The organism is Dyadobacter luticola, assembly GCF_005860805.1.
Taxonomy (GTDB): domain Bacteria; phylum Bacteroidota; class Bacteroidia; order Cytophagales; family Spirosomataceae; genus Dyadobacter; species Dyadobacter luticola.
Window position 1 is genome coordinate 1,529,277 of sequence record NZ_VCEJ01000002.1, and the last position, 23,845, is coordinate 1,553,121.

The following is a 23,845-nucleotide window of genomic DNA, read 5'->3' on the forward strand; positions in this document are numbered from 1 at the left end:
GGCATACGAACCATTATGAAAATATTTTGAAAAAGACGCTGCTCCACTTCATCTTCTGCCTGGCGATTTTCACATCGGCATCCACCTTCGCCCAAACCAAAATCAACCAGGATTCCCTTTACATCCGCGAACATTATGATAAAATCGAGCGGATGATACCGATGCGGGATGGCGTGAAACTGTTCACTTCGATCTACATTCCGAAGGACATTTCGGCAGCTAAAACGTATCCAATCATGCTCAACCGGACGCCGTACAGCGTCGCGCCTTACGGAGAGACAGTGTTTAAACCGCTGATCGGGCCGAGTATGTTTTTCGCGAAGGAGGGCTACATTGTTGTTTATCAGGATGTGAGGGGTAAGTATATGTCGGAGGGTGATTTTGAAGCCTACCGCCCTTTTATTCCAAATAAAAAAGGGAACAAGGATATTGACGAAAGTTCAGACACCTACGATACCATTGAGTGGCTGATCAAAAATCTTGAAGGAAATAATGGAAAAGTAGGTACCTGGGGTATTTCGGCGCCTGGCTATTATACCACGATGACAAATGTGGAAGCGCATCCCGCATTGAAAGCTTCATCACCACAAGCTCCTGTAACCGATTGGTTTATGGGCGACGACCGCCACCATAATGGTGCATTTTTCCTGATGGGTACCTTTGCGTTTCTGTCTTCTTATGGCGCGCCGAGGCCGGTTCCAACTCCCACGGGTACGCCGCAGTTTTCTGCTTACGGGACGCCCGATTCCTATGAATTTTACAAAAATCTCGGTCCGCTGAAAAATGTAAACGAGAAAATTTTTCATGGCGAAAACCGCATCTGGAACCAGATGATGGAAAATGAAACTTACAACGATTTCTGGAAAGCGCGTACGCCGGTGCCACATTTGAAGAACATTAAGCCTGCGGTAATGGTGGTCGGCGGCTGGTTTGATCAGGAAGATTTGTACGGACCGCTGAAAACCTACCAGGGCATTGAAAACAACAAACCGAAATCGCCGAACCTGCTGGTGATGGGTCCTTGGATTCACGGCGGCTGGGCGCGCGGGCTGGGCGAATATCTGGGCAACATTCGTTTTGGTTCTCAAACAAGCCTTTTTTACCAGAGGGACATTGAATTTCCATTCTTCAACCATTACCTGAAAGGCACCGCCGACCCGGCCTTGCCGAAAGCGATGATCTTCGAAACCGGCGCAAATGAGTGGAGACAGTACGACCAGTGGCCGCCTAAAAATACGGTCGAAAAAAAGCTGTATATGCATCCCGACGGCACATTATCCTTCTCACCCACAATGACAACCATGCAAGTCGGCGCTAAACCAGATTTCAAAGAATACACCAGCGATCCGGCCAAACCGGTACCATATACTTCCGAAATCCGCATCATCCGCGGCAGCGATTTTATGTATGAAGACCAGCGGTTTGCGGCTACCCGCCCGGATGTCCTGGTCTTTCAGTCGGAAATTTTGAAAGAAGATGTGACAATTTCGGGTAATGTTTTTGCCGATCTGTTTGTATCGACCACCGGCACGGACGCGGACTTTGTGGTGAAACTGATCGATGTTTATCCCGGCGACGCCCCGAACGACAGCCCGATTAACAAGAATATGAAAATGGGTGGTTTTCAGCTGCTTATTCGCGGGGAAGTGATGCGTTCGAAGTTTAGAAAAAGCTTTTCCAAGCCGGAAGCGATGGTACCCGGAAAAATCGAAAACGTAAAATTCGATATGCAGGATGCGGCGCACCGGTTCAAAAGGGGGCACAAGATCATGATCCAGGTGCAAAGTTCCTGGTTTCCGCTGGTCGATCGTAACCCGCAGAAATTCGTCAACATTTATAAAGCTTCCGAATCGGATTTTCAGGCTGCGCAACACCGGGTTTACCTTTCAGGAAATAGCTCCTCTTATGTCGGCGTGCGGGTGGTGGAGTAGCTTACAGCTTGTACTCGTCGATTTTGCGGTAGAGGGTAGCAATGCCAATTTCGAGCAGCCGCGCGGCTTCTGCCTTGTTGCCTTTGGTGTAGTTCAGGATTTTTTGCAAATGCAGCTTTTCGGCGCTGGCGAGGGAAAACGCAGACAGGTTTTTTGAATTTCCATTTGAAATTTGCAGCAGCTCAAATGGCAGGCTTTCCACATTCAGCTCTTCGCCATCGGTCAGGATCACGCTTCGCTCGATCACATTTTTCAGCTCCCGGATGTTACCATTCCAGGCATAATGTTCCAACGCAGCAATAAAATCCCGGGAAAGTGACTTGATCTTTTTATTGGCCTTTAATGCAAAACGTGTTGCAAATTCGGTAGCGAGCGGACCGATATCCTCTACCCTTTCCCGCAAAGCCGGAATCGTGATCTGAAAAACCGAAAGCCGGTAAAACAGGTCGCTGCGAAAATCACCGGAAGCGATTTCTTTTTGCAGATCGCGGTTTGTGGCCGCTATAATCCTGACATTCACTTTGGTAGGAACCGTCTCGCCGATTTTGATAAATTCGCCGGTTTCCAACACACGCAGCAATTTCGCCTGTAACTCCGATGCCAGCTCGCCGATTTCGTCCAGAAAAATGGTACCGGAATTAGCCTCCTCGAACAGCCCTTTTTTGTCGCGGATCGCGCCGGTAAATGCGCCGGCTTTGTGGCCGAACATTTCACTTTCCAGCAAATCTTTCCCGAATGCCGAACAGTTGATCGCAACAAATGACTTTTTGGCCCGCGGGCTGGCCTGGTGGATGGATTGGGCAAAAACCTCTTTGCCAGTGCCGGTTTCGCCCAGCAAAAGCACCGTGGTATCGGTGGGCGCTACACGCCTGGCAAGTTCAATGCTGGCCGTAATGTTCCTCGATTTGCCAATGATCGAATGGAAAGAATATTTATCACTTACCTGTTTTTCAAGCTTTTGGACACGCTTGTTCAGCTCGGCTTTTTCGAGTGCGCGGTAAATCAGCGGAATGATCTTATTGTTGTCGTCACCTTTGGTAATATAATCGAAGGCGCCGCTTTTGATCGCCTGCACGCCGTCGGGGATGTTACCGTAGGCCGTGAGCAGGATCACTTCCAGCAAAGGATATTTCTCGCGGAGCGTTTTTACAAACTCAACCCCGTTTCCGTCAGGCAATTTTACGTCGCAAAGTACTACGTCAATGTCCGACTGGTCAAGCTTTCTGACAGCCGATTTGAGATCTCCGGCTTCAAGCACTTCGAAACCTTCAAGTTTAATGATCCGCGCGAGCAGCCCTCTCAGCTTTTCCTCATCGTCGATAATCAGGATTTTATTCATCAATGACTGATTCGCTACGTACGGTTGGGGTGCAGGCAGCATTGCCAGTAATCGTAGATAATTTTGACGCGTCTTTTCAGCTCGTCAAAACTGCTTTCTTTCTTGAAAAAACCTTGTATAGTAGAATCGTACGCGGCTTCGATGACCATTGGATTGTCCGCTGTGCTCAGGAAAACGAAGGGGATGGATTTTTTTCTGAGGTAATCATTCTGGTCGATGCGGCCCCTGAGTTCCAGGCCGTTCATGATGGGCATGTTAATATCGCAGATGATCAGAAAAGGTTGTTCATTGGTTGTTTCGAGGTGCAGCAGCGCTTCCAGTCCATTCCCGAAAAAAAGCAGCTTGTTTGGGATCTCCAATTCTTCTATGACGCTCCTGACTAAAAACTGGTCGTCCGCATCGTCCTCAATACAAATGATCGGCCCCTTTATCGACATTCCTAAACTTGTTAAGTATAACCAGGGGCAAATATCGCACTATTTACGTCCAATAACAATCCGTAAAATTTTGAAGAAAATCCGTTTCGCGTAGGTTTTACTCCTTTTTGCGTAGGCACCCTGCTGCTGCTGCGGGCTACTTTTGCATTGAAATTATTAGCCACGTCAAATAAAATAGCAAGATGAAAATGTTAAAATCTATGATGAGAACAGGTCAGATCGGTGCAATGCTCGCAGTATCGGTAAGTGTATGGAATTGCACCGATCACGCACCTGATACGGCCAACTATAAGCTGAACGACGCTGTTTCGGTAGCAGAGTGGAAGGGTTACCTGAAAACCGGGTACTTTAACGAAGGGTCTATCACAGTGAAAAGTGAAAGTCTTGTTATCCGCGACGGCCAGGTAAAAAGCGGTTCTTTTACGATCCCGGTTTCATCGATCCTCAATTTTAATCTGCCTACGGACGAGTTGAAGCACCAGCTCGTACACCACTTGCAGAGCCCCGATTTCTTCAACATGGCTTTGCATCCCGATGTCAAGTTTGAGATCAGCAACGTGTCGCCTTTTTCCGGAACAGGTGAAAATGTGGTTCCTGGCGCCAATTTTCAAGTGACCGGCAATTTAACAATGTTAGGGAAGACCAATTTGATCGTATTTGCGGCGAAAATCGATCTGATCGGGGACGACTTCAAACTAGAAGCCCTCGCCCCGATCGACCGCACCAAATGGGGCATGAACTATGCCACCGAGTCAAACCTGCCGGACGATGCATCGATCAAGCCCGTCATTGATGTGCATCTGAAGTTGAGTGGGAAAAAGTTGTAACACCTGTCATGCTGAGCGGATCGAGCCGCTCAGCCTAACTTGTTTACAGATTCATCCCACCCGACGCTTCAATCCTTTGCGCATTTACCCACCCGGCTTCCGGGGAACAAAGAAACGCTACGACGCCGCCAATATCATCGGGACGACCGACGCGGCCCAGGGCGGTGATTGAATTCATGTGATCTTCCAGGCCTGGTACGCCTTCGAAAGAGCCTTTGGTGAAATCGGTGTGAATGATGCCGGGCGCTACAACATTAGCAGTAATGCCGCGGGAGCCGAGTTCTTTGGCGAGGTAGCGGGTCAATGTTTCGATCGCACCTTTCATCGAGGCGTAGGCCGCGTATCCCGGCGTCGAAAATCTGGCTAAACCAGTGGACAGGTTGACGATCCGTCCCCCATCGGCAATGAGTGGTAACGCTTTCTGTGTGAGGAAGAAAACACCTTTGAAGTGAATGTTCATCAGTTCATCAAACGCTTCTTCCGGTGTGTCCTGAAATGCGTAATACTTCCCGATCCCGGCATTATTGATCAGAAAATCGAAGGTATCCCTGCCCCATTTTTCTTTCAAAATGCCAGACAGGTTCGTCAGAAATGCGTCAAAAGATTTGGTGTCGGATGTGTCGAGCTGCACAGAAACCGCTTTTCTGCCCATCGCTTCAATTTCGGCGACAACTCCGTTGGCTTCTGCTTCTTTGCTGCGGTATACGACAATGATATCGGTACCTTTTCCGGCGAGCGTCAAAGCCATATTTTTTCCCAGGCCGCGGCTGGATCCGGTGATGAGTGCGATTTTGTTACTTGATTCCATCTTTTTTGTTTGTTTAAAATTGATAGAACAAAGGTATACCACAGCATTGCGGCGCATTTGCCGGTTTCAAATCAAAACTTACAAAATTCAAATCTATACCCGGAATGCGCGCGGACTGAGAGATGTATGTTTCTTAAAAAGGTTATTGAAATGGGACGCTTCTTCAAACCCGAGGCTATACGCAATTTCCGAAACATTCCAGTCGGTGTGTTTCAAAAGGATTTTGGATTCCTTGATAATGCGGTCAGTAATGAGCTCTGTGGTGGTTTTGCCGGTAATTTCCTTTAATACTTTGTTGAGGTAATTTACGTGGATCGAAAGCTGGTCCGCGAAATCTTTGGCAGAGCGGAAATTCAGTTTCTGGTGCGGCGGCTCGATGGGAAATTGTCTTTCCAACAATTCTATAAAAAGGCTGGAAACACGCTTGTAAGCATTCGTTTCCGTAAAAAGTGAGGTAGCAGGCTGCAACTTTTGCCCAAAATGGATCAGCTCGATCACATAATTACGCAGCAGGTCATATTTGTAGGCATAATCAGAATTGATTTCCCGGAACATTTTGTCGAAAATGTGCCGTGTTTCTTCAATCTGCGCCTGATCCAGTGTGAACACCGGCGTGCCGCCTGGCTTAAAAACCGGCAGATCTTTGAGCTTGACGCCGCTGTTATCCTGCGTCAGAAAGTCTTCGGAAAAGATACAGAACACGCCGGACTGTTGATCATCCAGCGGTTCGTAATTATAGGGTATCAGCGGGGTAGCAAAAAGCAGTGCATTATGCTCAATATCAATTACTTTGTCTGCATACTCCGCCCGGTTACGGCCGAGTATCAGGCTGATTTTATAGTATGCCCGCCGGTTATAAGGCATTCCCTTGGCTTTTCCCGCCCGGAACAGATCTTCGGTTTTAAATAAATTAAAATGCCCGATTTCTTTCTGTACCGGCTCCGGGATCAGCTGGGAAATCTCTTTGTAAAATTCAGGAACCGTGGTCGACTTTTGCATGCCGAAAGTTACGAAATTCAATACAACAAAACGTCCTAAGTGTATCTCACAAATGCTTCGTCGACATAGCACCACATCCAGTTGTCGCCCGGCTCGGCGGAAATGACCACCGGGTGGCCGGTATGGTGGAAATGCTGCGTCATGTGCTTTGCAGGAGAAGTGTCACAACACAATGTTACGCCGCAGGTCTGACAGGTACGCAGATGCACCCAGCTGCCGCCTACTTTCATACATTCCTCACACACAAACTCGTCGGGCGTTTTCAGCTCCGTGATCTCGCTGATATGCTTACAAACATCACTCATTATACTTCGCTTAAATATTGGTGAACAAAACTGATGGACATGGATCCCTCGCCTACCGCCGATGTTACCCGGTTCATGGCCCCTGCGCGCACATCGCCAGCCGCAAATATGCCCGGAGAGCTGGTTTCCAGCAAATAAGGATCGCGCTCGGCTTTCCAGATCTGCCTAAAATTCTTGTATCCCTTCATTTCCCGGCCGGTTTCAATAAAGCCTTTGCCGTTTTTGATAATTTCCAATCCTACCCAATCGGTGTAAGGTTTGGCGCCGATGAAAATGAATAAGGCATCTGCTGGCACCGTCCGCTCTTCGCTGGTATTGAGGTCAACCAGCCGGAGTGATTCCAAATGCTCATTTCCTTGTGCCTCAACGATTTCTGTACAGCCCAAAACGCTGATATTATCCGTACCGCTAATCTGGTCGATCAGGTAGGACGACATCGAGGACGTCAGATCATTTTTGCGGATCAGGATGTATACATTTCTTGCAAATTTGGAAAGATACATCGCAGCCTGGCCCGCTGAGTTACCGCCGCCCAAAACGTACGCATCTTTGTTTCCGCAGGAAGATGCCTCCGTACTCGCCGCGCCGTAATAAATTCCTTTACCCGTAAAGTCCTCAATGCCTTTGGTTTCCAGCTTACGATAGTCTACGCCCGTCGTAATGACCACGGCTTTTGCATTCACTTCACTGCCATCGCCCAGGATGATGGTTTTGTATTTGTCTTTCAGCTTAATTTCCTTCACATATTGCGGGGAGAGAAATTCCGTCCCGAAACGCGTCGCCTGGGTGATTGCCCGGCGCGTCAGTTCCGCGCCGCTTAAACCCGTCGGGAAGCCTAGATAATTTTCTATTCTCGAACTTGTACCAGCCTGACCGCCAGGCGCTTTTCGCTCGATCAGTAAAGTACTTAAACCTTCGGAAGCGCCATAAACAGAAGCCGCCAGGCCAGCCGGGCCTGCACCGATGATCACAACGTCGTAAATCTGCTGCTTGGTTTTAGCATTCAACCCGATCCGCTCCGCAATGTCGATCAGGGAAGGTGTTTTTAGCAAGGTACCGTCTTCAAATATCACGGCGGGAAAATCCACCGGACATAAATTGTTGGTGGCGGCAATCTGCTTACCAACATCGCTGCTTTCGGCATCCAGCCAGGAATAAGGTACCAGATTACCCGCCAGAAAATCCTTAATTTCGTGCGCTTTGGGTGAAAATTGATAACCCAGCACCTTGATACCTTTAAAATCCGGACGATAGTTGGCCTGCCAGTCTTGCAGCAGATCGTCGATCGCCGGGTAGAGCTTTTCCTCGGGGGGATCCCACGGTTTCATGAGGTAATAATCCAGCTTCACTTCATTAATCGCCTTGATAGCCGCCTCAGTATCAGAGTATGCCGTGAGCAAAACCCTTTTTGCAAAAGGAAACATTGTCATCGCTTTTTCCAGAAATTCGACACCCTGCATTTCGGGCATCCGCTGGTCTGATACGAAAATGGCCACTTCCTCCCCTTTGTTTTGCAATTCGAGCAGGCTCTCCATCGCTTCGGCTACGGAGGTGGTGCTCAGCACTTTGTATTGTTCGCGGTAATGTGCTTTCAGGTCGCGGCTGATCGCTCTCAGTACCTGCGGGTCGTCGTCTATCGAGAATATAATGGGCAAACCCATGGGGAGATTTTTGTTAAGATTAATAACCAATTTATCCATTAATCGGGAAACAAACCAGAAATTCGGTTTTCCCCGCCTCAGAATGCAATGTTACCGAGCCATTATGCTGTTTTACAATCCGGTTGACCACATCCAGGCCCAGGCCCGTACCCTTACCGACCGATTTGGTAGTAAAAAAGGGATCGAAAATTTTGTTCTTGATCGCCTCGGGAACGCCCGGACCGTTGTCGATGATGCACACTTTGATAAAATCCTTATCAAGGTGTGTGCTAATGGTCAGCTCAGGATTCGGCTGGCCTTCCAGCGCGTCGATTGCATTGTCGATGAGGTTGGTCCAGACCTGGTTCAGCTCACCAACCATCGCCCGGAGATGCGGCAGGCTGAGGTCGAATTCTTCCCTGACTTTAATGTTACCCTTCTTCAATTTGTAATTGAGCATCGTCAGGGTATTTTTTATGCCGGTGTGAATGTCGATTACCTCCTTCTCGCCGCCGCGGTCCATGTGGGTAAATGTTTTCACAGAGCCGACCAGGTCAGCAATCCTTTTGGAAGCTTCCTGGATGTCGGCCACCATTCTCTCGGTCGTTAGATTATTATTGATCCACAGCAGGATAGGCGAAAAATCGTCCTTATTAATTTTGGCTTTTAAATCTTCCAGATCGTCTTCGGTGATCCCAAATTCTACCAGGTTATCCGCAATGTCGTCGCAGCCATTTACATTATGGCCGTCGAGCCAGTCGAGAATTTCATCCTCTTTTTCCGAGCGCTTCATCATGCTCAGCACCGGGCGGTTAGTGTTGCTCAGGATCGCCGCCATTTTATCATTGATCAGGTCGATTTCTTCCGGCGATAAATGGATGGAAATGAGTTTCTTGAAATCGCTGGGCTGCATCAGCAAATGCTTTTTAAGCGAAACCGAGCCACGCACAATCGCCGCCGCCGGGTTGTTCAGCTCGTGGGCAAGGCCAGCTGATAATTTTCCCAGGGCCATCATTTTCTCATTCTGCTGTTCCAATTCCGTAAACTCCCGCACCCGGGACGTCATCACGACGACCAGCGCCTGCGTCAGCTCATAATGCGTCACGATCAGGTCGCGCATTTTCTCAACCGGGTAAGTCATCAGCTGCGCCAGCTCGGTGCATTGCCCGTAAGCTACGCCCACTTTTCCGCGCGAGAAAGGCAATGTACCCGTCACATCGCCTGCATGCAAATCTGCAATAAAAAGTTTGGCATTGTTCTGGATCCTGTAAAGCTCGATTTTCCCGCTGAAAATCACGTGCGTGCCGGTGATCGGCTCGCCGGGCTTGGACAAATATTCGCCTTCCTGCAACTCATAATGCCTGCTCTGATCGATCATCCATTGCAGCTGGTCCTCGGGAACATCCTGAAAAACCTTGATGGATTTCAAATCCTTTGCATTAATATCTTTCATGGAACGTTGGGTTGTCATTGAGAACCCAATTACGGGATTAATCAGGATTTACCTCAAAAATTTTTGGGTTAAACCAGCGAATTTCCGACTCTGCTAACTTATGCCGCGCTGCCCGTCACGATCCGGCTGTAAATCTTGTATTCCGGTAGACCCGTAAAATTTTCGGCTACACTTATTTCCACCCAGTCGCGGTTGTGCTGGTGTACAAATACGCCGTTGAATGTCGGAAATAAGGCTTTTAGTATTGAAATGGATTCTTCGTCCAGGATAACTTCTTCATGGCCAAGGTCGCTCGCGTGATAATGTCCGCGGCAAAGACCGATAGAAGTTTCAAATTCTATTTTAATCAGGCTTCCGGAAATTTCGGGCTGCATCACTTCCACCACAATTTCTTCCCGCAGATCTTCTGCCGTACCCAATGTTTCTTCCTGGTCGCCCAGAATATCGATCACACTCATCAGTAACAGGAGTTTAAGTTTAACCTTTCAAGTCAAAAACCATTCCTGATGACGTTTAGCGAAGTCAGTTTCAGGACGGTACGATTATTTTATCCGAGGCATTTTTTAAATGTTTCAAAATGGAAAGTGGTCACATTCACATTGGTACCTCTGGTTGGAGCTATAAACATTGGGCGGGTATTTTTTATCCCGAAGATGTGAAGCCGGCGGACTATCTTTCCTTTTATGCCAAACGTTTTTCCGTATCCGAGCTAAATACCAGCTTTTACCGGTTACCCTTAAAAAGTACGGTCAAAAAGTGGGTTTCCATGGTTCCGAAAGGCTTTCTGTTTTGCCCTAAAATGAGCCGGTATCTCAGCCACATGAAAAAACTGAATGATCCGGAAGAGCCGCTCGAACGTTTTTTCAAAATCTTCGAACCTATCAAAAATCACCTCGGCCCGATACTGATCCAGCTCCCGCCGGGCGTGCAATTTCACCATGATGTGGTCTCACATTTCTATGGTGTCGTGCATGAACATTACAGCGAATACCGGTTTGCGATGGAGGTCAGGCACCCGTCCTGGTTTGGCGAGGAGAGCATCGATTTGATGAAAAAGAATAAAATAACCCTCGTTTTTGCGCAGTCCGACCGGTTTCCCTACCATGAGGAAATCACGGCAAAAGATATTTTTTTTCGTTTCCACGGCCCGAAAGACTTGTACAGCTCTTCCTATCCCGACAGCGCATTGAAAGAATATGCCCAAAAATTCTGCGATTGGAGCAACGAGGGACACAACGTGTGGGCATTTTTTAATAACGACGTCAACGGTCACGCATTCCGTAATGCGGCGAAATTACAAGAATACATTGACCAGCTTGCCTGACACCTTTTCTCAACATTCTAAATTACCAAAACCATGAGCCTCACCAAATACAACGAAAAACGGAAATTCGATAAAACGCCCGAACCCAAAGGCGGTAAAGCCAAATCGGAAGAATTGATTTTTGTGATTCAAAAACACGACGCAAGCCGCCTGCATTATGATTTCCGACTGGAAATGGATGGCGTACTCAAAAGCTGGGCAGTTCCCAAAGGTCCATCTACGGACCCGGCGGTGAAACGGCTGGCCATGATGGTGGAAGATCATCCTTACGATTACAAGGATTTTGAAGGCATTATTCCGGAGGGAAATTACGGCGCGGGTACGGTGATGGTGTGGGATTATGGTACGTATGAACCGTTGGAAGAGGCTGAATCCAAGGAGGATAAAGAGAAGATGTTACTGAAAGAACTGCATTCAGGATCTATCAAAATCCGCTTGCATGGAAAAAAATTGAAAGGTGAATTTGCGCTGGTGAAAACCCATGGTATGGCAGAAAATTCGTGGCTGCTCATCAAGCACAGAGATAAGTATGCTGACGAAGATGACATTACGGAAAAAGACCGGTCTGTCATTTCGAAAAAGACATTAAAAGGTATTGAAGAAAATCCGGGTGCCGTTTACGGCGAGGACGACGAGGAGCCGGAGGCAAAAACCAAAGCGAAAGAGGACAAGCCCAAAGAAAAAGTGAAGGTAAAGAAAGAGGCAAAAAACTCGAAAAGCACGGCCAAGGCGAATGAAGTTTTAGAAGAGGAAACAGAAAAGGACAGCAAGGCCGATACGAAAAAAAAAACGGCGGACATCCTGAAAAGCGCGCCAAAGGGTAAGTTTCCGGAAACATTGAGCCCCATGCTGGCCACGCTGGTCGGCGAGCCTTTTGACGATCCGGGCTGGGAATATGAAGTGAAATGGGATGGGTACCGCGCGGTTGCGTTCATGAACGAAGGTTCGGTGGAGATCAAATCGCGGAACAATAAATCTTTCAATGATAAATTTTATCCGGTCCTTCAAAGCCTGACGGATTGGAAGATCAATGTGGTCCTGGATGGGGAAATCGTGGTTGTGAAAGAGGATGGACATTCGGATTTCAATGCGCTACAAAACTGGCGCAGCGAGGCGGACGGGCAGCTGATCTACTACGTTTTCGACATTTTGTGGCTCGATGGGAAAGATCTGACCGGCCTGCCGCTTTCGGACCGGAAGGTGATTTTACAAAATATCGTCACCGAAGACAGCCCTGCGAAGCTGGGATACAGCATTGAAGCAGAGGGTACCGCGTTTTTTGAAGCGGCAAAAAAAATGGGACTGGAAGGTATCATTGCCAAAAAATCAGACAGCACTTATTCGGTAGGAAACCGGACCAAGGACTGGCTTAAGATCAAGATCAACAAGCGTCAGGAAGTAATTGTGGCGGGTTACACCAGAAATGAGGGCACTTCCAAACCTTTCAGCGCGCTGCTTCTGGCGACTTATGAAAATGGCGTCTTGCAATACGCGGGAAAAGTCGGCACCGGTTTCAAAGATGCACAGCAGCGCGATATGCTGAAACTTTTTAAACCGCTTGTGACGGAGGACAGTCCGTTTAAAGAGACGCCGGATTACAATAAACCGTCCAGTTTCCGGCCCAATCCACCAAAAGCCAATGCGACCTGGCTGAAACCGGAGCTGGTGTGCGAGGTGAGTTTCGCGGAAATTACTTCCGACGGTGTTTTCAGGCATCCGTCATTTGAGGGAATGCGGGAAGATAAGTCGGCAAAGGATGTGGTGCGCGAGGTCGCGAAGGAAACCGACGAGGTTGTGGAGGAAACAAAAAAGCCGGTGACGAAGGAAAAAGCGGCAGAAAATGAGGTGATTAAAAAACCCGGGCAGGCGGGCCGCAAAACATTGCTGAACCCGAAAGACGAGTCGCAGGTGCGGAAAGTCAATGGGCATGAAGTGAAATTTTCGAACCTGAGCAAGCTTTACTTTCCGGAGGACAAAATCTCCAAGCGGGAGCTGATCAATTATTATTATCAGGTGGCGCCTTACATTCTGCCTTATCTGGAAAACCGGCCGCTGTCCCTGAACCGTTATCCGAATGGGATTAACGGAAAAAGTTTTTACCAGAAAGATGTAACCGGAAAAGTGCCTTCGTGGATCGAAACGACGCCTTATGTTGCTGGCGAAGAGGACGAAAAGAAAAATTTCATGATGGCCAATGATGAGGCAAGCTTGCTGTATGCCGCAAATCTGGGTGCGATCGATGTGAATCCCTGGAACAGCCGCATCGAAACGCCGGATAATCCCGATTGGTGCCTGCTCGACCTTGATCCTGACACGACGAATACATTTGAGCAGGTGATTGAAACTGCGCTGACGATCAAGAAGCTGCTGGATTTGATCAAAGTGGATAGTTATTGCAAAACTTCCGGCTCTACGGGTTTGCACATTTACATTCCGCTGGGCGCAAAATATTCCTATGATCAATGTCAGATGTTCGCCCAGTGGGTGGCGGCGCAGGCACAGCAGAAGCTGCCAAAGTTTACCAGCATTGAACGCATGACCAAAAACCGGAAAGGCAAACTATACATTGATTACCTGCAAAACCGGCCCAAAGCAACATTGGCGGCTCCGTATTCTGTCCGCCCCAAGCCAGGCGCGACGGTTTCCATGCCGCTGCATTGGGAGGAAGTGAAAATTGGTTTGCAGCTGAAAGATTTTACCATTCATAATGCGATGGAACGTATCCGGCAGGAAGGAGATTTGTTTAAACCGGTGCTGGGAAAAGGCATTGACCTGGAAGATGTGATCTCAAAAATCGATCAGTTGGAGACGGCGTAAAGTCGATTTACTTCGATATAAGACAGGCTGTTTTACCGATCGCTAATTGATTCCTGCCTATAAATCATTGCTTTTGGTTCTGGGAAAGATAAGCGTTTTGTTTGTGACGGCTTAATAACGAAGGGTCGCACACACTATCATCTTAAAACTGTACACACACTACCTTTTTCAACACACCGTCTCAGGTAAAACTACAGTACGCTGCCTACGCTACCTCTTCAATCCCCGGCGGGTTCTTTCCACCCCCAACCAAATGAGCGATTAACTTTCTATATTTGAAAGCTTGATTCTCAACTGCCACATTAAAAAAGGCACTTTTTCACAATTTTAAGTTTGAATGGCGACATACCGTAAATGGTTTGCTGGCTTGATCTGGGCCTTACTGGCAACTGTTATCCTTACATTCTGGCTATCCGCCTTTCAGTTTTCCTACAACTTTCCCTATTACGACGATTTCCAGAATATAGTCCAGTTCATTTACAATTATGTCAGGGCTGAAAACTTCGGCACGCAGCTGGCTTTGCTCTTCGAACAAAACTTCGAACACCGGGTAATTTTCGCCAAATTTCTCACATTACTGCAGTTCCGGATTACCGGCAGCATCAACATTCAGTGGCTGATTTTCCTGGGTAACCTCAGCATTCTGGGCATTCTGGCCTTGTTTTTCCCGTATTTTTCCAGAAAACAACTCAGCCTGATCGCACTGTTTGCAATCACCTGCCTGCTATTTCAGATGCAGCATTACGAAGACACCATCTCCTGGGCGACTTGCAGCCTGCAGCATGCGCCCTGCGTTTTCTTTTCTTTGTGGAGTTTTCATCTGGCGCTCAATCGTCGCAACCTTTTTGCGAGCGCGGCACTGGCGCTGCTGGCGTTATTTACCAGCGCCAATGGTCTTTCTACAATCGTTATCTGGCTCATTATTGTCCTTTTAGTTTCGGAAAACCGGAGAAAAGTGGTGATCCCTGCGCTGCTCCTCGTCGCGGTAACAATCATTCATCTGGTAACATTAACCATACATTCTGGCTCGTTGCTAACGCACGTTACCCACTCAGTCGGGGCGAAATGTATCCTGCTGCTGTCCTTTGCCGGGCTGGTCGCGGATCCGAATATTTTACATAGTATCTGGCCCAGCGTGCTGCTGGGTGCGGTTTTTCTTGCGCCGCTGCCGATTGTTGCATTTCAAATGATCCGGGGGAGACACCGGCAAGTCACTACTTTGCAGTGGCTTTGTGTTACTGGCTTGGTCACATTGCTGTTTGTCGCATTCCTGATCGTTTTTGCCCGCGGGACCGATGCCGACTACGACGGCTACAAAATGGACCGGTACAAGATATACGCAGCTTTTTTTGCTGCGCTGGCGGTGGCGTTTTATGACGGGTATTGGTCTGGTTTTCAATGGGAAAATGTTATTCGACTTCCGATTGCCGGGGCAGCACTTTTGTTTTGCATTGCGTCTTATTACCTCTATTACGGCAGCATTGTCAATTACCGGAAGACGATCATCGCCAATCAATACAGCTATCAGTGGAGCAAGGCAATTTACTACCCGGTGATTTACGCCGATGCCAAGACGCCTCTTTACATGGATTTTGCTTTGAAAACCTTTTTCAAGCCGGAGAATGCATTTTCATTTTCAAGCATTAACTGGAAGTCGGTCACAGATACTGTTTCTGTCAGAAGAAGTGATCAGGGTTCTTATTTTGATATTTCAAATCAGGAATGGGATGATACCTCAGGACCAAATGAAGCCTTATATGCGGTGGCTGTGGATCCGGTTTCTTCACAACCCAAATATCTATTTTCTGCCGAAACCAGCTATCAACGTGCTGTAAAGCAATTTTATACAACATTCAAAAGACCAGTCTCTCCCGGATTCAGCTGCGTGATTTACAAAAAAGAGTTACAAAAAGGCAGCTACGACATTTACCTTTTGACCATAAAAAAAGGCCAGGTTTCCCGGGCCTTTAAACTTGCTTCGATTGTTGTTTAGATTAGTGTTTCTGCCATCTGCAGGAAAATAACCCGCTTGTAATATTCCGGGTCGTATTTTACCAGAACCTGGCTCCCCTGCCGCATCGAATCGTATTTAGAATAAGAAAGTATCTCTGTCATTTCCGCTTCAAAATGTTCTCCGGCCTGCGGTTTGATCTGCACCCTTACCTGAAATTCGGGGAGGTTATTGAGGTACTCGCCGGTGGGTTTAATGTTCAGTACGGTGGCGCTTGCTTCCACACCTTGCTTTAATATTTTTTTCTTCCGATTGTTCCTGATCTTTTTACGAATTGATGAAAACACCCAAAACGCGATCATGCATATCAATATAATGGTTGCTCCAATTGCTCTGTTGTTGGTTTCCACTGCCTTTGTGTTAGAGTTACAGAACAAATAACGCGAGTGTGTAGAAAACGTAAAGGCTTTCAGTTACTGAACGGTTCCTTTTCTTAGTTAGTGGTGATAAAGTACTTTCACACCTGCCCCGTGAACCGAGATTTTGTATCCAACATTCACTGGATCTTTCCGTGAAGCATTATTCAATTGCACATTTTCCGACCACATTTCGTCCGTAGAATCCAGTAGCAGAGACCATTGCGGCTGCGCATGCGGGAATGTCCAGACGATCGTTTCATCCGAAAGATTGAAGACGCAGGCCAGCTCCGTCTTCTGGTCGGCGCTTCTCCGAAAAAGCACAAATGCACGATCATTGAGCATATTGAAACGGACATCATTTTTGTTAAAATTACAAAGTGCAGGATTTTTCTTTCTTAGGCTGATCAGCGTTTTGTTCCATTCCAGCATGATCCGGTATTTGCCTTCATCCCGTTTTTCCCACTGCAATTTTGACTTTTCGAATGTTTCCGTTTCCTGGGGATTGAGCGGATCACGGTCCCACTGATAACTTTCAAATTCCTTTTTCCTTCCTTCGACCACTTTTTCAATCAGCTCCTCCTCGGTATGGCTTACGAAATAAAAGAATGGGTTGTCCTCGCCATATTCCTCGCCCATAAAAAACATGGGGAGATAAGGTGCCAGCAACATGGCGGCAGTGGCCACTTTTTGTTTTTCAAAATCAATCAGTACGCTCAGCCGCTCCCCGCCTACCCGGTTCCCGACCTGGTCATGGTTTTGATTGAAAACAACAAACTGATCACCAGGAATGCCCACAGAGGGTGCGCCGTGCGTTCTTTTACGAAATTTGACATACTCGCCGCTATGCACGAAACCGTCGGTAATTGCTTTTCCAAACTGTTCCAACCTTCCAAAATCCACGTACCGCTCGCGGCCTTTTTCATCGAGGAGCACATATAATGCATGGTGAAAATCGTCCAGCCACTGCGCGGTAAAGCCGTAGCCGCCATATTCCGGTGATTTCACCACTCTGGGACTATTGAGGTCACTTTCAGCGATTACATGAAACGGATGCCCATTTTTCTGACGCGCAGTTTTCAGTTTTTCATAAACCAGCTCCCAAAAATGCACAGCCCCATTATCATATATTGTATGAATCGCATCCACGCGCAGACCATCAACATGATATAGCTCATACCAATGCAGAGCAATGCCTGAAAAATAGTCCCGCACGCCGTCCGACCATTCTCCGTCCATATTGATCGCCCTGCCCCAGGGTGTGTTATAGGTATCTGTGAAATAAGGTCCGAACTCGGCGAAATAGTTACCCTCGGGGCCTAAATGATTGAAAACCACATCCAGGATCACGGCAATTCCTCTTGCATGCGCTGCATCGACCAACCTTTTCAAACCTTCGGGGCCGCCGTAGGAATGGTGTACGGAATAAGGATAAACGCCGTCATAGCCCCAGTTCCGGTTTCCTGGGAACTCGATCACCGGCATCAGTTCGATGGTATTAATACCCGTTTCGGCAAGTTGGTCTAGCCGGGGAATGATGGCATCGAATGTTCCTTCGGGCGTGAATGTGCCTACGTGCAACTCATATAAAACAAGCTCCGATAATGCCAGGCCTTTCCAGGAAACGTCCGTCCAGTGATAAGAAGCGTGGTCTATAACTTGTGAAGGTCCATGGACGCCCTCGGGCTGGCAATGTGAAGCCGGGTCGGGATAGGCTTGTCCGTTTTCCGGCGCGAGCAGATATTTTGCGCCATCACCTACGTTCGAAACCGTTAATGTAAAGTACCCGTCGCCGTCAGGCTGCATGTCGAGTTCCTGCTGCTGGGGTGAAATCAAATGCAGCTTCATGCTTTGTTTCTCAGGCGCCCACACGGTAAATGTGGTCTGATCTGCATGGACAAAAGCACCGGCTTTTTTCATAATGTAAAAGGGTAAGAAGAATAAATCGGAAGTCGGAGCCGTAAAAATTGTGCCATTCTGCGGTCCTGGGGCATTTACTTGTGATTTAGCGGATTTACAAAAGAAGATTCCAGGCTCGATTTTTGAACATAAAGCGGTTTCAATCCTATTAACTACAATTGTTATGGAGCAAACCAGCACAGCAACATTGACTGAAAAAAAACATCTCTGGTGGCAAAACGGAGTGGTATATCAAATTTATCCGAGATCATTTCAAGACTCAAACGGCGATGGGATCGGCGACTTAAAAGGTATTATCAGCAGGCTCGATTACCTGCAATGGCTGGGTGCCGACTGCGTCTGGCTTTCGCCGATCTACCCCTCCCCGATGGCCGACTTTGGCTACGATATTTCCGATTACCGGGGTATTCATCCGCTTTTTGGTAACATGGACGATTTCGACGAGCTGCTGCATGAAGTGCATAGTCGTGGCATGAAGCTACTGCTCGACCTTGTACCCAACCATACCTCCGACCAGCATCCCTGGTTTCTGGAAAGTAAATCATCCCGCCACAATCCGAAACGCGACTGGTATATCTGGCAGGACGCGCGGCCCGACGGCTCTTTGCCAAACAACTGGCTGAGCGTTTTCGGCGGACATGCCTGGGAGTGGGACGACCAGACCGGGCAATATTATTATCATGCATTTTTAAAAGAACAACCTGACCTGAATTGGCGGAACCCGGAAGTACAGCAGGCAATGCTCGACGTGATGCGTTTCTGGCTTGAAAAAGGCGTGGATGGTTTTCGGGTAGACGTAATGTGGCACATGATCAAAGATGAGCAGCTGCGTGACAACCCGCCGGCGCCGGACTCCAAATTTGATGCATCAGACCTGATTTACAACCATTATTCGCCAGTATACTCCACCGACCAGCCGGAAGTACACGAAATCGTGAGAATGATGCGCAACCTGACCGACCAGTATGACGAGCGCGTGATCATCGGTGAGATTTATCTGCCCATTCCGAAGCTGGTTACTTACTACGGCCACGACAACAAAGGAGCGCATTTGCCATTTAACTTTCAGTTGCTTACACTACCGTGGGAGTCGGCAGCGATTGCTTCGGCGATAGATCAGTATGAGGGTGCACTGCCGGCGGAGGGGTGGCCTAACTGGGTATTGAGTAACCACGACCAGCCACGGATAGCAAGCCGCGTAGGAAGGTCGCAGGCCAAAGTAGCGGCGATGATGCTGCTTACTTTAAGAGGCACGCCGACCATTTATTATGGCGACGAAATCGGCATGCGTGATGTAGCGATCCCGATGGAAGAAGTCATTGATCCGCAAGGACTAAATATGCCTGAGCTGAATGTAAGCCGCGACCCCGCACGTACGCCGATGCAGTGGAATGACGATATTTATGCTGGATTTTCCATGCACAAGCCCTGGCTGCGGCTGCCTTATAATTCGGCCCGCGTGAATGTAGAAGTGCAGCAGGAAAATCCCTATTCGATGCTCAACTATTACCGCAAGCTGATTGCGCTAAGGAAAGAGCATACCGCATTGAATGTGGGCAGTTACCGCCCGGTGTATGCCGACGATCAGCTGATCTCCTACATCCGGGAATATGGAAATGCCCGCTACCTGATTATACTCAACCTCAGTCACCGACCCGGATATTTCAGGCCTAAGAAAGATTTTTTTAAAGGTCAGATATTGCTTAGCACCGAAATCGAGCGCGTAGGCATGAATGTTGAAGGCGTGATCACCCTCGGCGGGGACGAAGCCCTGCTGATCAAAATTGATTAGAGACTTAAACTGACATGCAATTATGCTATCCCAAATTGTCCTGGATTGCAGCAAGGCACTGGCCGAACAGGGTCTGACCGTCGCATTTGCAGAAAGTGCGACGGCCGGAAGGCTTGCTGCTGAATTTTCTCTTTGCCCTGAATCGGGAAGTGTACTGAAAGGATCGCTGGTGTGCTACGATGCGTCCTTAAAGGAAAATATCCTTCGGGTGCCGCCGGAAATGTTAAGGAATTTCACCCCTGAAAGCGCCGAGGTAACACAGGAGCTGGCGCACAGGCTGCAGACATTTATCCCAGCCGATGTGCACGTAGCGGTAACCGGCCTGACAACCCCTGGCGGCAGTGAATCACCTGAAAAACCAGTGGGAACCATGTTTATCCATGCATTTTTCAAAACAAAATCCGTAGCGGCACGAGATGTTTTTTCCGGCAGTGCAGAGGAAATCGTTTTGCAAACCATCGACCGCATCGCGCGGTTGATTTTAGAAGAAATACCATCAGCAGTGAATATTCATCAACAATAATAAATTTTATGAAAATGATCAGAACCGCCGGCTCTATGCTGGTATTGGCAGCCGCGTTGACATTCGCTTCTTGCGGCACAGAAAAAGGCGATAAAGAAGGCAGCGAAGGCTCAGGCAGCGCCTCACAAACGACTCCGAATGATAGCAGCGGTGCCGAAAGCCGCGCCGCAATGGGCGTAGGCGAAGATAATCAAGACGATAGCCTGGGTTACCCGTCGAACCAATCCAATCTCAATGCGGATTCGACGAGCAAAAAACACGATGATACTTTGAAAGCTTCGAAGAAGCCAAAGCAATAAGTTAACTGAAAGTCAATAAAAAAGGCCGGATAATCCGGCCTTTTTTCTGTTTGATGATGAAGTTGTAATTTTTATTATTGAGCTACTTTTTCAGCGTCACGAAGACGTTTGATTGTATCATGACCAATCTTTAAAGTAGCCTGTTGCTTGATGATGAGTGAGCGAAGATCAGCGGTAAGATTGTCTGATTTCAACGCAGTTTCGTATGCTTTTTGTGCCGCATCTTCTCCAAACTCGGAATTATCCAATGAAGTTTGGCGACCATTGCTGCTGAATGCGGATCTTACGTCCATCCACGTTCTGTAAATTTTACCAGATAACATGGTTCCGGTTGCTGGTTCGCCTCCCAGGGATGTTACCTCAGAGCTTAGCTCAGACGAAAATTGTCTGCTATCGTCGGCCAGCTTATTATATAATGTTCTCAGATCAGAATCTGATGCGTCGGTTTCATCAAATGATTTTTGATAACCTTCAACTCTATCGTTATTAATTAAGATCAGATCGTTTAGTACTTCGATAATTTCTGAATTCTCCGCCATGACTATGGTATGGTTAGTGATGCCCGCTTTTTTAAATTATCATTCCAGAAACGAAATGGCCTGATATGCAATGCCAGGCGAAAACATTGTGGAGGTTTTTGCGCCGTATACTACGAGGGTGACATACCGGCTGATTCAGCTTTCCCCTGCGCTTAGCTTTCGTCTTACTTTGCTCAGGAATTCGGGTGAGAATCCCAGATATGATGCGATGTAATGTTGTGCAACACGCTGAGGAATCGTCGGGTAACGATTCAGAAAATCGAGATACTTTTCTACCGCGCTGGTCGAAATGGTCCGAAACAGCCTTTCCTGCGTCTGCGCCAGGTTTCTTTGCACCATCAATCTGAACATTCTTTCAAAACCGGGCACATGCACCAGCAGCTCTTCCTTGGTTTCCGGCGTCAGGATTAACAGTTCGCAATCTTCCAGCGTTTCGATGTACATATGGCTCGGCGCCTGGTTCTGGAAGCTGATAATGTCGCTGACCCACCAATCCTCAATCGCAAATTGCAGGGTTACCTCCGCGCCGGTTCCATCAATGTAATAAGTCCGGATGCAGCCTTTGAGAATGTACGCCTCGAATTTGCACACTTCCCCTTCGAGCAGAAGGAAGGTCTTTTTAGGTGTTTTTTTAAATTGAAGAAGCGAGTCGAAATAAGCCAGGTCCTCTGGCGTGAAAGGCATGCAGCGCAGCGCGTAACTGTTTATTTTTTCAAACATATCAGGCAAAAATAAAAAAGCATCCCGCAGGAAACGGGATGCTAAAATATTCATTTATGCTACTGGACGACCTTCGTCTGCCAACAAATTTGGATTTCAATCGAGAATGTGGGCATTTGCCTGCCTGATCTCATCAGAAGAAATGGTATGCTGGCGACCCGGATAAACCGTAAATGTCACGAAAGCATTCATCCGTTCCAGCACCGCAATGCTCTCCTTCACCCGCGAAACGGGCACATGCGGATCGGGATCGCCGGTGGAAACAAAGACCGGTGTTTCAGCAAGATCGCCTGTATATTTCGCTTCGTCCAGGTGCTGACCAATCAGCCCGCCGGTAAATGCGATCACTCCGCCGTATCGCTTTGGGTGCGTCGCAATGAATTCCAAAGTCAGACAAGCGCCCTGTGAAAACCCGGCGAAATAAATGTGCTCCGCCAGAATTCCCGCCGCTTCTATCTCCGCCACAGTCTGCGCCACAGTTTCCAGGGCTGAGTTCAATGCAGGCTGGTTCTGCTCATCGGGTGCCATAAAACTGTAAGGATACCAGCTGTTATTCGTCGCCTGGGGCGCATAAATTGCAAATTCATTAAGGTGCAAGAGTCGCTGCAGCGAAATAATATCCGCCGCCGATCCGCCGCGTCCATGCAGCATAATAATCGCTTTCGTCGCCTCCGCAATCGGCACGCCGCTGGATATCAGGTTTTTTTTGGTATTCATGGGATTCTTTTTTAATGATCAAAACTGATTATTACCTCAAATCCTTTTTAACTCAAAACCGGCAGCACTTTTTCAATCTGCGCTCTTCTTGGCTCGTACTGCGCAGGCAACATTAGTCCGGTACCAAGGTTTTCAACCGTTTCATCTACGCCGAAGCCTGGGTTGTCGCTGGCAAGTTCGAAAAGGACGCCGCCTGGCTCGCGGAAATAGAGGGAATAAAAGTAATTGCGGTCTATTTTGTCCGTGATCTGGTAACCAGCTTCCACGATTTTTTTGCGGTATTCCATCAGGATTTGATCATTTGCTACCCTGAATGCCACGTGGTGAACCGAACCACCCGCTACATGTCCCGCTCTTTCGCCCGGTACTTCCACCAGGTCGACGATCGCTGCGGTATCCACCGCATCAGTCACAAATCTGAACCGGTTTACATGCGTTTCTGTCAGTTTATATCCAAAAATGTCAGTCAGGATTTTGGCCGTATCTTCCATTTTGTTGCTCGTAATTGTAATGTGGTGAAAACCGCGGGTTGCATTTTCAGCAGTCACTTCGCTGGTTTCCCAAGGCGTGCGGGCGTCAGCATTTTTAGGTACGGTCAGCTCGAATTTCAAACCGTCCGGATCCAAAAAGGTCAGATATTTTTCCCCGAATTTTTCAGACACCTTATTATAGGTAACACCATTTGCTTCAAACCTTTTTTGCCAGAAATCCAGACTACCCTCAGGCACCGCATAACCAATTTCCGTTACCTGACGTGTACCTCGCCTACCCGCAGGGATTTGACTTCCCCAGGGAAAAAAGGTCAGGATTGTTCCAGGCGTACCTACGCCGTCGCCGTAATAAAAGTGGTAAGTATTGGGATCGTCAAAATTGACAGTTTTTTTCACCATCCTCAACCCCAGGATACGGGTGTAAAAATCGTAGTTCTTTTTAGCGTCACCAGCGATGGCTGTAATGTGGTGGATACCTTTGATTGTATTTTCCATGATCTTATCTCGTTTACTTTTTTCGTTTTTGTTGATACAAATGTACCACCCCAGGCAGGGCGGAAACATTGAACTAGGTTAAGAAAATGGGGAGGCAGCGAT

The 23,845-nt window shown here is 47.9% G+C and carries 22 protein-coding genes; 8 read left to right on the top strand and 14 right to left on the bottom strand.

What is annotated here, in order from left to right; translation table 11 throughout:
• Positions 1–26: 26 nt before the first annotated feature.
• On the top strand, positions 27–1,931 hold the full coding sequence (locus FEN17_RS06490; RefSeq protein ID WP_138364461.1) for a CocE/NonD family hydrolase: 1,905 nt from the start codon (positions 27–29) through the stop codon (positions 1,929–1,931).
• Position 1,932: 1 nt separating this feature from the next.
• Here the strand turns inward: FEN17_RS06490 and FEN17_RS06495 are convergent, their stop codons facing one another.
• A complete protein-coding gene (locus FEN17_RS06495; protein ID WP_171037850.1) occupies positions 1,933–3,270 on the bottom strand; it encodes a sigma-54-dependent transcriptional regulator in 1,338 nt (445 codons plus the stop codon).
• Positions 3,271–3,284: 14 nt separating this feature from the next.
• Positions 3,285–3,707: a response regulator gene (locus FEN17_RS06500; protein ID WP_138364462.1), complete on the bottom strand. Its 423-nt coding sequence runs from the start codon at positions 3,705–3,707 to the stop codon at positions 3,285–3,287.
• Positions 3,708–3,907: 200 nt separating this feature from the next.
• Between FEN17_RS06500 and FEN17_RS06505 the strand changes: the two genes are divergently transcribed.
• Entirely contained in the window at positions 3,908–4,534 is a 627-nt protein-coding gene (locus tag FEN17_RS06505; RefSeq protein WP_229208709.1) for a YceI family protein, read from the top strand.
• A gap of 43 nt (positions 4,535–4,577) precedes the next feature.
• Here the strand turns inward: FEN17_RS06505 and FEN17_RS06510 are convergent, their stop codons facing one another.
• From FEN17_RS06510 to FEN17_RS06535, 6 genes are all read right to left on the bottom strand, one after another.
• The gene (locus tag FEN17_RS06510; protein WP_138364464.1) at positions 4,578–5,342 is read right to left on the bottom strand and encodes an SDR family NAD(P)-dependent oxidoreductase; all 765 of its coding nucleotides are present in this window, start codon (positions 5,340–5,342) and stop codon (positions 4,578–4,580) included.
• Positions 5,343–5,435: 93 nt separating this feature from the next.
• Positions 5,436–6,341 carry a helix-turn-helix domain-containing protein gene (locus FEN17_RS06515; RefSeq protein ID WP_138364465.1) on the bottom strand — a complete coding sequence of 302 codons (906 nt, stop codon included), beginning with the start codon at positions 6,339–6,341 and terminating at the stop codon, positions 5,436–5,438.
• A gap of 35 nt (positions 6,342–6,376) precedes the next feature.
• Positions 6,377–6,646 (bottom strand): UBP-type zinc finger domain-containing protein, encoded by a 270-nt coding sequence (locus tag FEN17_RS06520; protein WP_138364466.1) that lies wholly within the window; start codon positions 6,644–6,646, stop codon positions 6,377–6,379.
• Positions 6,646–8,307 (bottom strand): response regulator, encoded by a 1,662-nt coding sequence (locus FEN17_RS06525; protein ID WP_138364467.1) that lies wholly within the window; start codon positions 8,305–8,307, stop codon positions 6,646–6,648. The genes FEN17_RS06520 and FEN17_RS06525 overlap by 1 nt, the downstream gene beginning before the upstream one ends.
• A gap of 31 nt (positions 8,308–8,338) precedes the next feature.
• Positions 8,339–9,739: an ATP-binding protein gene (locus FEN17_RS06530; RefSeq protein WP_138364468.1), complete on the bottom strand. Its 1,401-nt coding sequence runs from the start codon at positions 9,737–9,739 to the stop codon at positions 8,339–8,341.
• 98 nt (positions 9,740–9,837) lie between these two features.
• Positions 9,838–10,197: a hypothetical protein gene (locus FEN17_RS06535; RefSeq protein ID WP_138364469.1), complete on the bottom strand. Its 360-nt coding sequence runs from the start codon at positions 10,195–10,197 to the stop codon at positions 9,838–9,840.
• Positions 10,198–10,316: 119 nt separating this feature from the next.
• On the opposite strand from FEN17_RS06535, the gene FEN17_RS06540 reads away from it, so the two are divergent.
• The 3 genes from FEN17_RS06540 to FEN17_RS06550 all read left to right on the top strand — a co-directional run bounded on the left by FEN17_RS06540 (position 10,317) and on the right by FEN17_RS06550 (position 15,873).
• The gene (locus FEN17_RS06540) at positions 10,317–11,063 is read left to right on the top strand and encodes a DUF72 domain-containing protein (RefSeq protein WP_138364470.1); all 747 of its coding nucleotides are present in this window, start codon (positions 10,317–10,319) and stop codon (positions 11,061–11,063) included.
• Positions 11,064–11,096: 33 nt separating this feature from the next.
• Positions 11,097–13,880, top strand: coding sequence for a DNA ligase D (ligD, locus tag FEN17_RS06545; RefSeq protein WP_138364471.1), 2,784 nt, complete (start codon positions 11,097–11,099; stop codon positions 13,878–13,880).
• A gap of 337 nt (positions 13,881–14,217) precedes the next feature.
• Positions 14,218–15,873: a hypothetical protein gene (locus FEN17_RS06550; protein ID WP_138364472.1), complete on the top strand. Its 1,656-nt coding sequence runs from the start codon at positions 14,218–14,220 to the stop codon at positions 15,871–15,873.
• Here FEN17_RS06550 and FEN17_RS06555 read toward each other — a convergent pair.
• Both FEN17_RS06555 and treZ read right to left on the bottom strand, forming a co-directional pair.
• Entirely contained in the window at positions 15,870–16,193 is a 324-nt protein-coding gene (locus FEN17_RS06555; RefSeq protein ID WP_229208710.1) for a hypothetical protein, read from the bottom strand. The genes FEN17_RS06550 and FEN17_RS06555 overlap by 4 nt on opposite strands.
• 135 nt (positions 16,194–16,328) lie before the next feature.
• Complete coding sequence (gene treZ, locus FEN17_RS06560; protein ID WP_138364474.1) at positions 16,329–18,167, bottom strand: malto-oligosyltrehalose trehalohydrolase; 1,839 nt, start codon at positions 18,165–18,167, stop codon at positions 16,329–16,331.
• A gap of 163 nt (positions 18,168–18,330) precedes the next feature.
• Between treZ and FEN17_RS06565 the strand changes: the two genes are divergently transcribed.
• From FEN17_RS06565 to FEN17_RS06575, 3 genes are read left to right on the top strand one after another with little or no spacing between them, the layout of a single operon-like run.
• On the top strand, positions 18,331–19,959 hold the full coding sequence (locus FEN17_RS06565) for an alpha-amylase family glycosyl hydrolase (protein WP_138364475.1): 1,629 nt from the start codon (positions 18,331–18,333) through the stop codon (positions 19,957–19,959).
• 22 nt (positions 19,960–19,981) lie between these two features.
• A complete protein-coding gene (locus FEN17_RS06570) occupies positions 19,982–20,482 on the top strand; it encodes a CinA family protein (protein WP_138364476.1) in 501 nt (166 codons plus the stop codon).
• 14 nt (positions 20,483–20,496) lie between these two features.
• The gene (locus FEN17_RS06575; protein WP_171037851.1) at positions 20,497–20,781 is read left to right on the top strand and encodes a hypothetical protein; all 285 of its coding nucleotides are present in this window, start codon (positions 20,497–20,499) and stop codon (positions 20,779–20,781) included.
• Positions 20,782–20,855: 74 nt separating this feature from the next.
• Here the strand turns inward: FEN17_RS06575 and FEN17_RS06580 are convergent, their stop codons facing one another.
• The 4 genes from FEN17_RS06580 to FEN17_RS06595 all read right to left on the bottom strand — a co-directional run bounded on the left by FEN17_RS06580 (position 20,856) and on the right by FEN17_RS06595 (position 23,743).
• Positions 20,856–21,320: a PA2169 family four-helix-bundle protein gene (locus FEN17_RS06580; protein WP_138364478.1), complete on the bottom strand. Its 465-nt coding sequence runs from the start codon at positions 21,318–21,320 to the stop codon at positions 20,856–20,858.
• Positions 21,321–21,455: 135 nt separating this feature from the next.
• Positions 21,456–22,040 (bottom strand): Crp/Fnr family transcriptional regulator, encoded by a 585-nt coding sequence (locus FEN17_RS06585; RefSeq protein ID WP_138364479.1) that lies wholly within the window; start codon positions 22,038–22,040, stop codon positions 21,456–21,458.
• Positions 22,041–22,136: 96 nt separating this feature from the next.
• Positions 22,137–22,757, bottom strand: coding sequence for an alpha/beta hydrolase (locus FEN17_RS06590; RefSeq protein WP_138364480.1), 621 nt, complete (start codon positions 22,755–22,757; stop codon positions 22,137–22,139).
• Between the two features lie 47 nt (positions 22,758–22,804).
• Positions 22,805–23,743 carry a ring-cleaving dioxygenase gene (locus tag FEN17_RS06595; protein WP_138364481.1) on the bottom strand — a complete coding sequence of 313 codons (939 nt, stop codon included), beginning with the start codon at positions 23,741–23,743 and terminating at the stop codon, positions 22,805–22,807.
• Between the last annotated feature and the right edge of the window lie 102 nt (positions 23,744–23,845).

Coding starts and splice junctions, on each gene's coding strand:
- FEN17_RS06495 (WP_171037850.1), bottom strand. CDS start 3,270: ATGAATAAAATCCTGATTATCGACGATGAGGAAAAGCTGAGAGGGCTG.
- FEN17_RS06500 (WP_138364462.1), bottom strand. CDS start 3,707: ATGTCGATAAAGGGGCCGATCATTTGTATTGAGGACGATGCGGACGAC.
- FEN17_RS06505 (WP_229208709.1), top strand. CDS start 3,908: ATGATGAGAACAGGTCAGATCGGTGCAATGCTCGCAGTATCGGTAAGT.
- FEN17_RS06510 (WP_138364464.1), bottom strand. CDS start 5,342: ATGGAATCAAGTAACAAAATCGCACTCATCACCGGATCCAGCCGCGGC.
- FEN17_RS06515 (WP_138364465.1), bottom strand. CDS start 6,341: ATGCAAAAGTCGACCACGGTTCCTGAATTTTACAAAGAGATTTCCCAG.
- FEN17_RS06520 (WP_138364466.1), bottom strand. CDS start 6,646: ATGAGTGATGTTTGTAAGCATATCAGCGAGATCACGGAGCTGAAAACG.
- FEN17_RS06525 (WP_138364467.1), bottom strand. CDS start 8,307: ATGGGTTTGCCCATTATATTCTCGATAGACGACGACCCGCAGGTACTG.
- FEN17_RS06530 (WP_138364468.1), bottom strand. CDS start 9,739: ATGAAAGATATTAATGCAAAGGATTTGAAATCCATCAAGGTTTTTCAG.
- FEN17_RS06535 (WP_138364469.1), bottom strand. CDS start 10,197: ATGAGTGTGATCGATATTCTGGGCGACCAGGAAGAAACATTGGGTACG.
- FEN17_RS06540 (WP_138364470.1), top strand. CDS start 10,317: ATGGAAAGTGGTCACATTCACATTGGTACCTCTGGTTGGAGCTATAAA.
- ligD (WP_138364471.1), top strand. CDS start 11,097: ATGAGCCTCACCAAATACAACGAAAAACGGAAATTCGATAAAACGCCC.
- FEN17_RS06550 (WP_138364472.1), top strand. CDS start 14,218: ATGGCGACATACCGTAAATGGTTTGCTGGCTTGATCTGGGCCTTACTG.
- FEN17_RS06555 (WP_229208710.1), bottom strand. CDS start 16,193: ATGATCGCGTTTTGGGTGTTTTCATCAATTCGTAAAAAGATCAGGAAC.
- treZ (WP_138364474.1), bottom strand. CDS start 18,167: ATGAAAAAAGCCGGTGCTTTTGTCCATGCAGATCAGACCACATTTACC.
- FEN17_RS06565 (WP_138364475.1), top strand. CDS start 18,331: ATGGAGCAAACCAGCACAGCAACATTGACTGAAAAAAAACATCTCTGG.
- FEN17_RS06570 (WP_138364476.1), top strand. CDS start 19,982: ATGCTATCCCAAATTGTCCTGGATTGCAGCAAGGCACTGGCCGAACAG.
- FEN17_RS06575 (WP_171037851.1), top strand. CDS start 20,497: ATGATCAGAACCGCCGGCTCTATGCTGGTATTGGCAGCCGCGTTGACA.
- FEN17_RS06580 (WP_138364478.1), bottom strand. CDS start 21,320: ATGGCGGAGAATTCAGAAATTATCGAAGTACTAAACGATCTGATCTTA.
- FEN17_RS06585 (WP_138364479.1), bottom strand. CDS start 22,040: ATGTTTGAAAAAATAAACAGTTACGCGCTGCGCTGCATGCCTTTCACG.
- FEN17_RS06590 (WP_138364480.1), bottom strand. CDS start 22,757: ATGAATACCAAAAAAAACCTGATATCCAGCGGCGTGCCGATTGCGGAG.
- FEN17_RS06595 (WP_138364481.1), bottom strand. CDS start 23,743: ATGGAAAATACAATCAAAGGTATCCACCACATTACAGCCATCGCTGGT.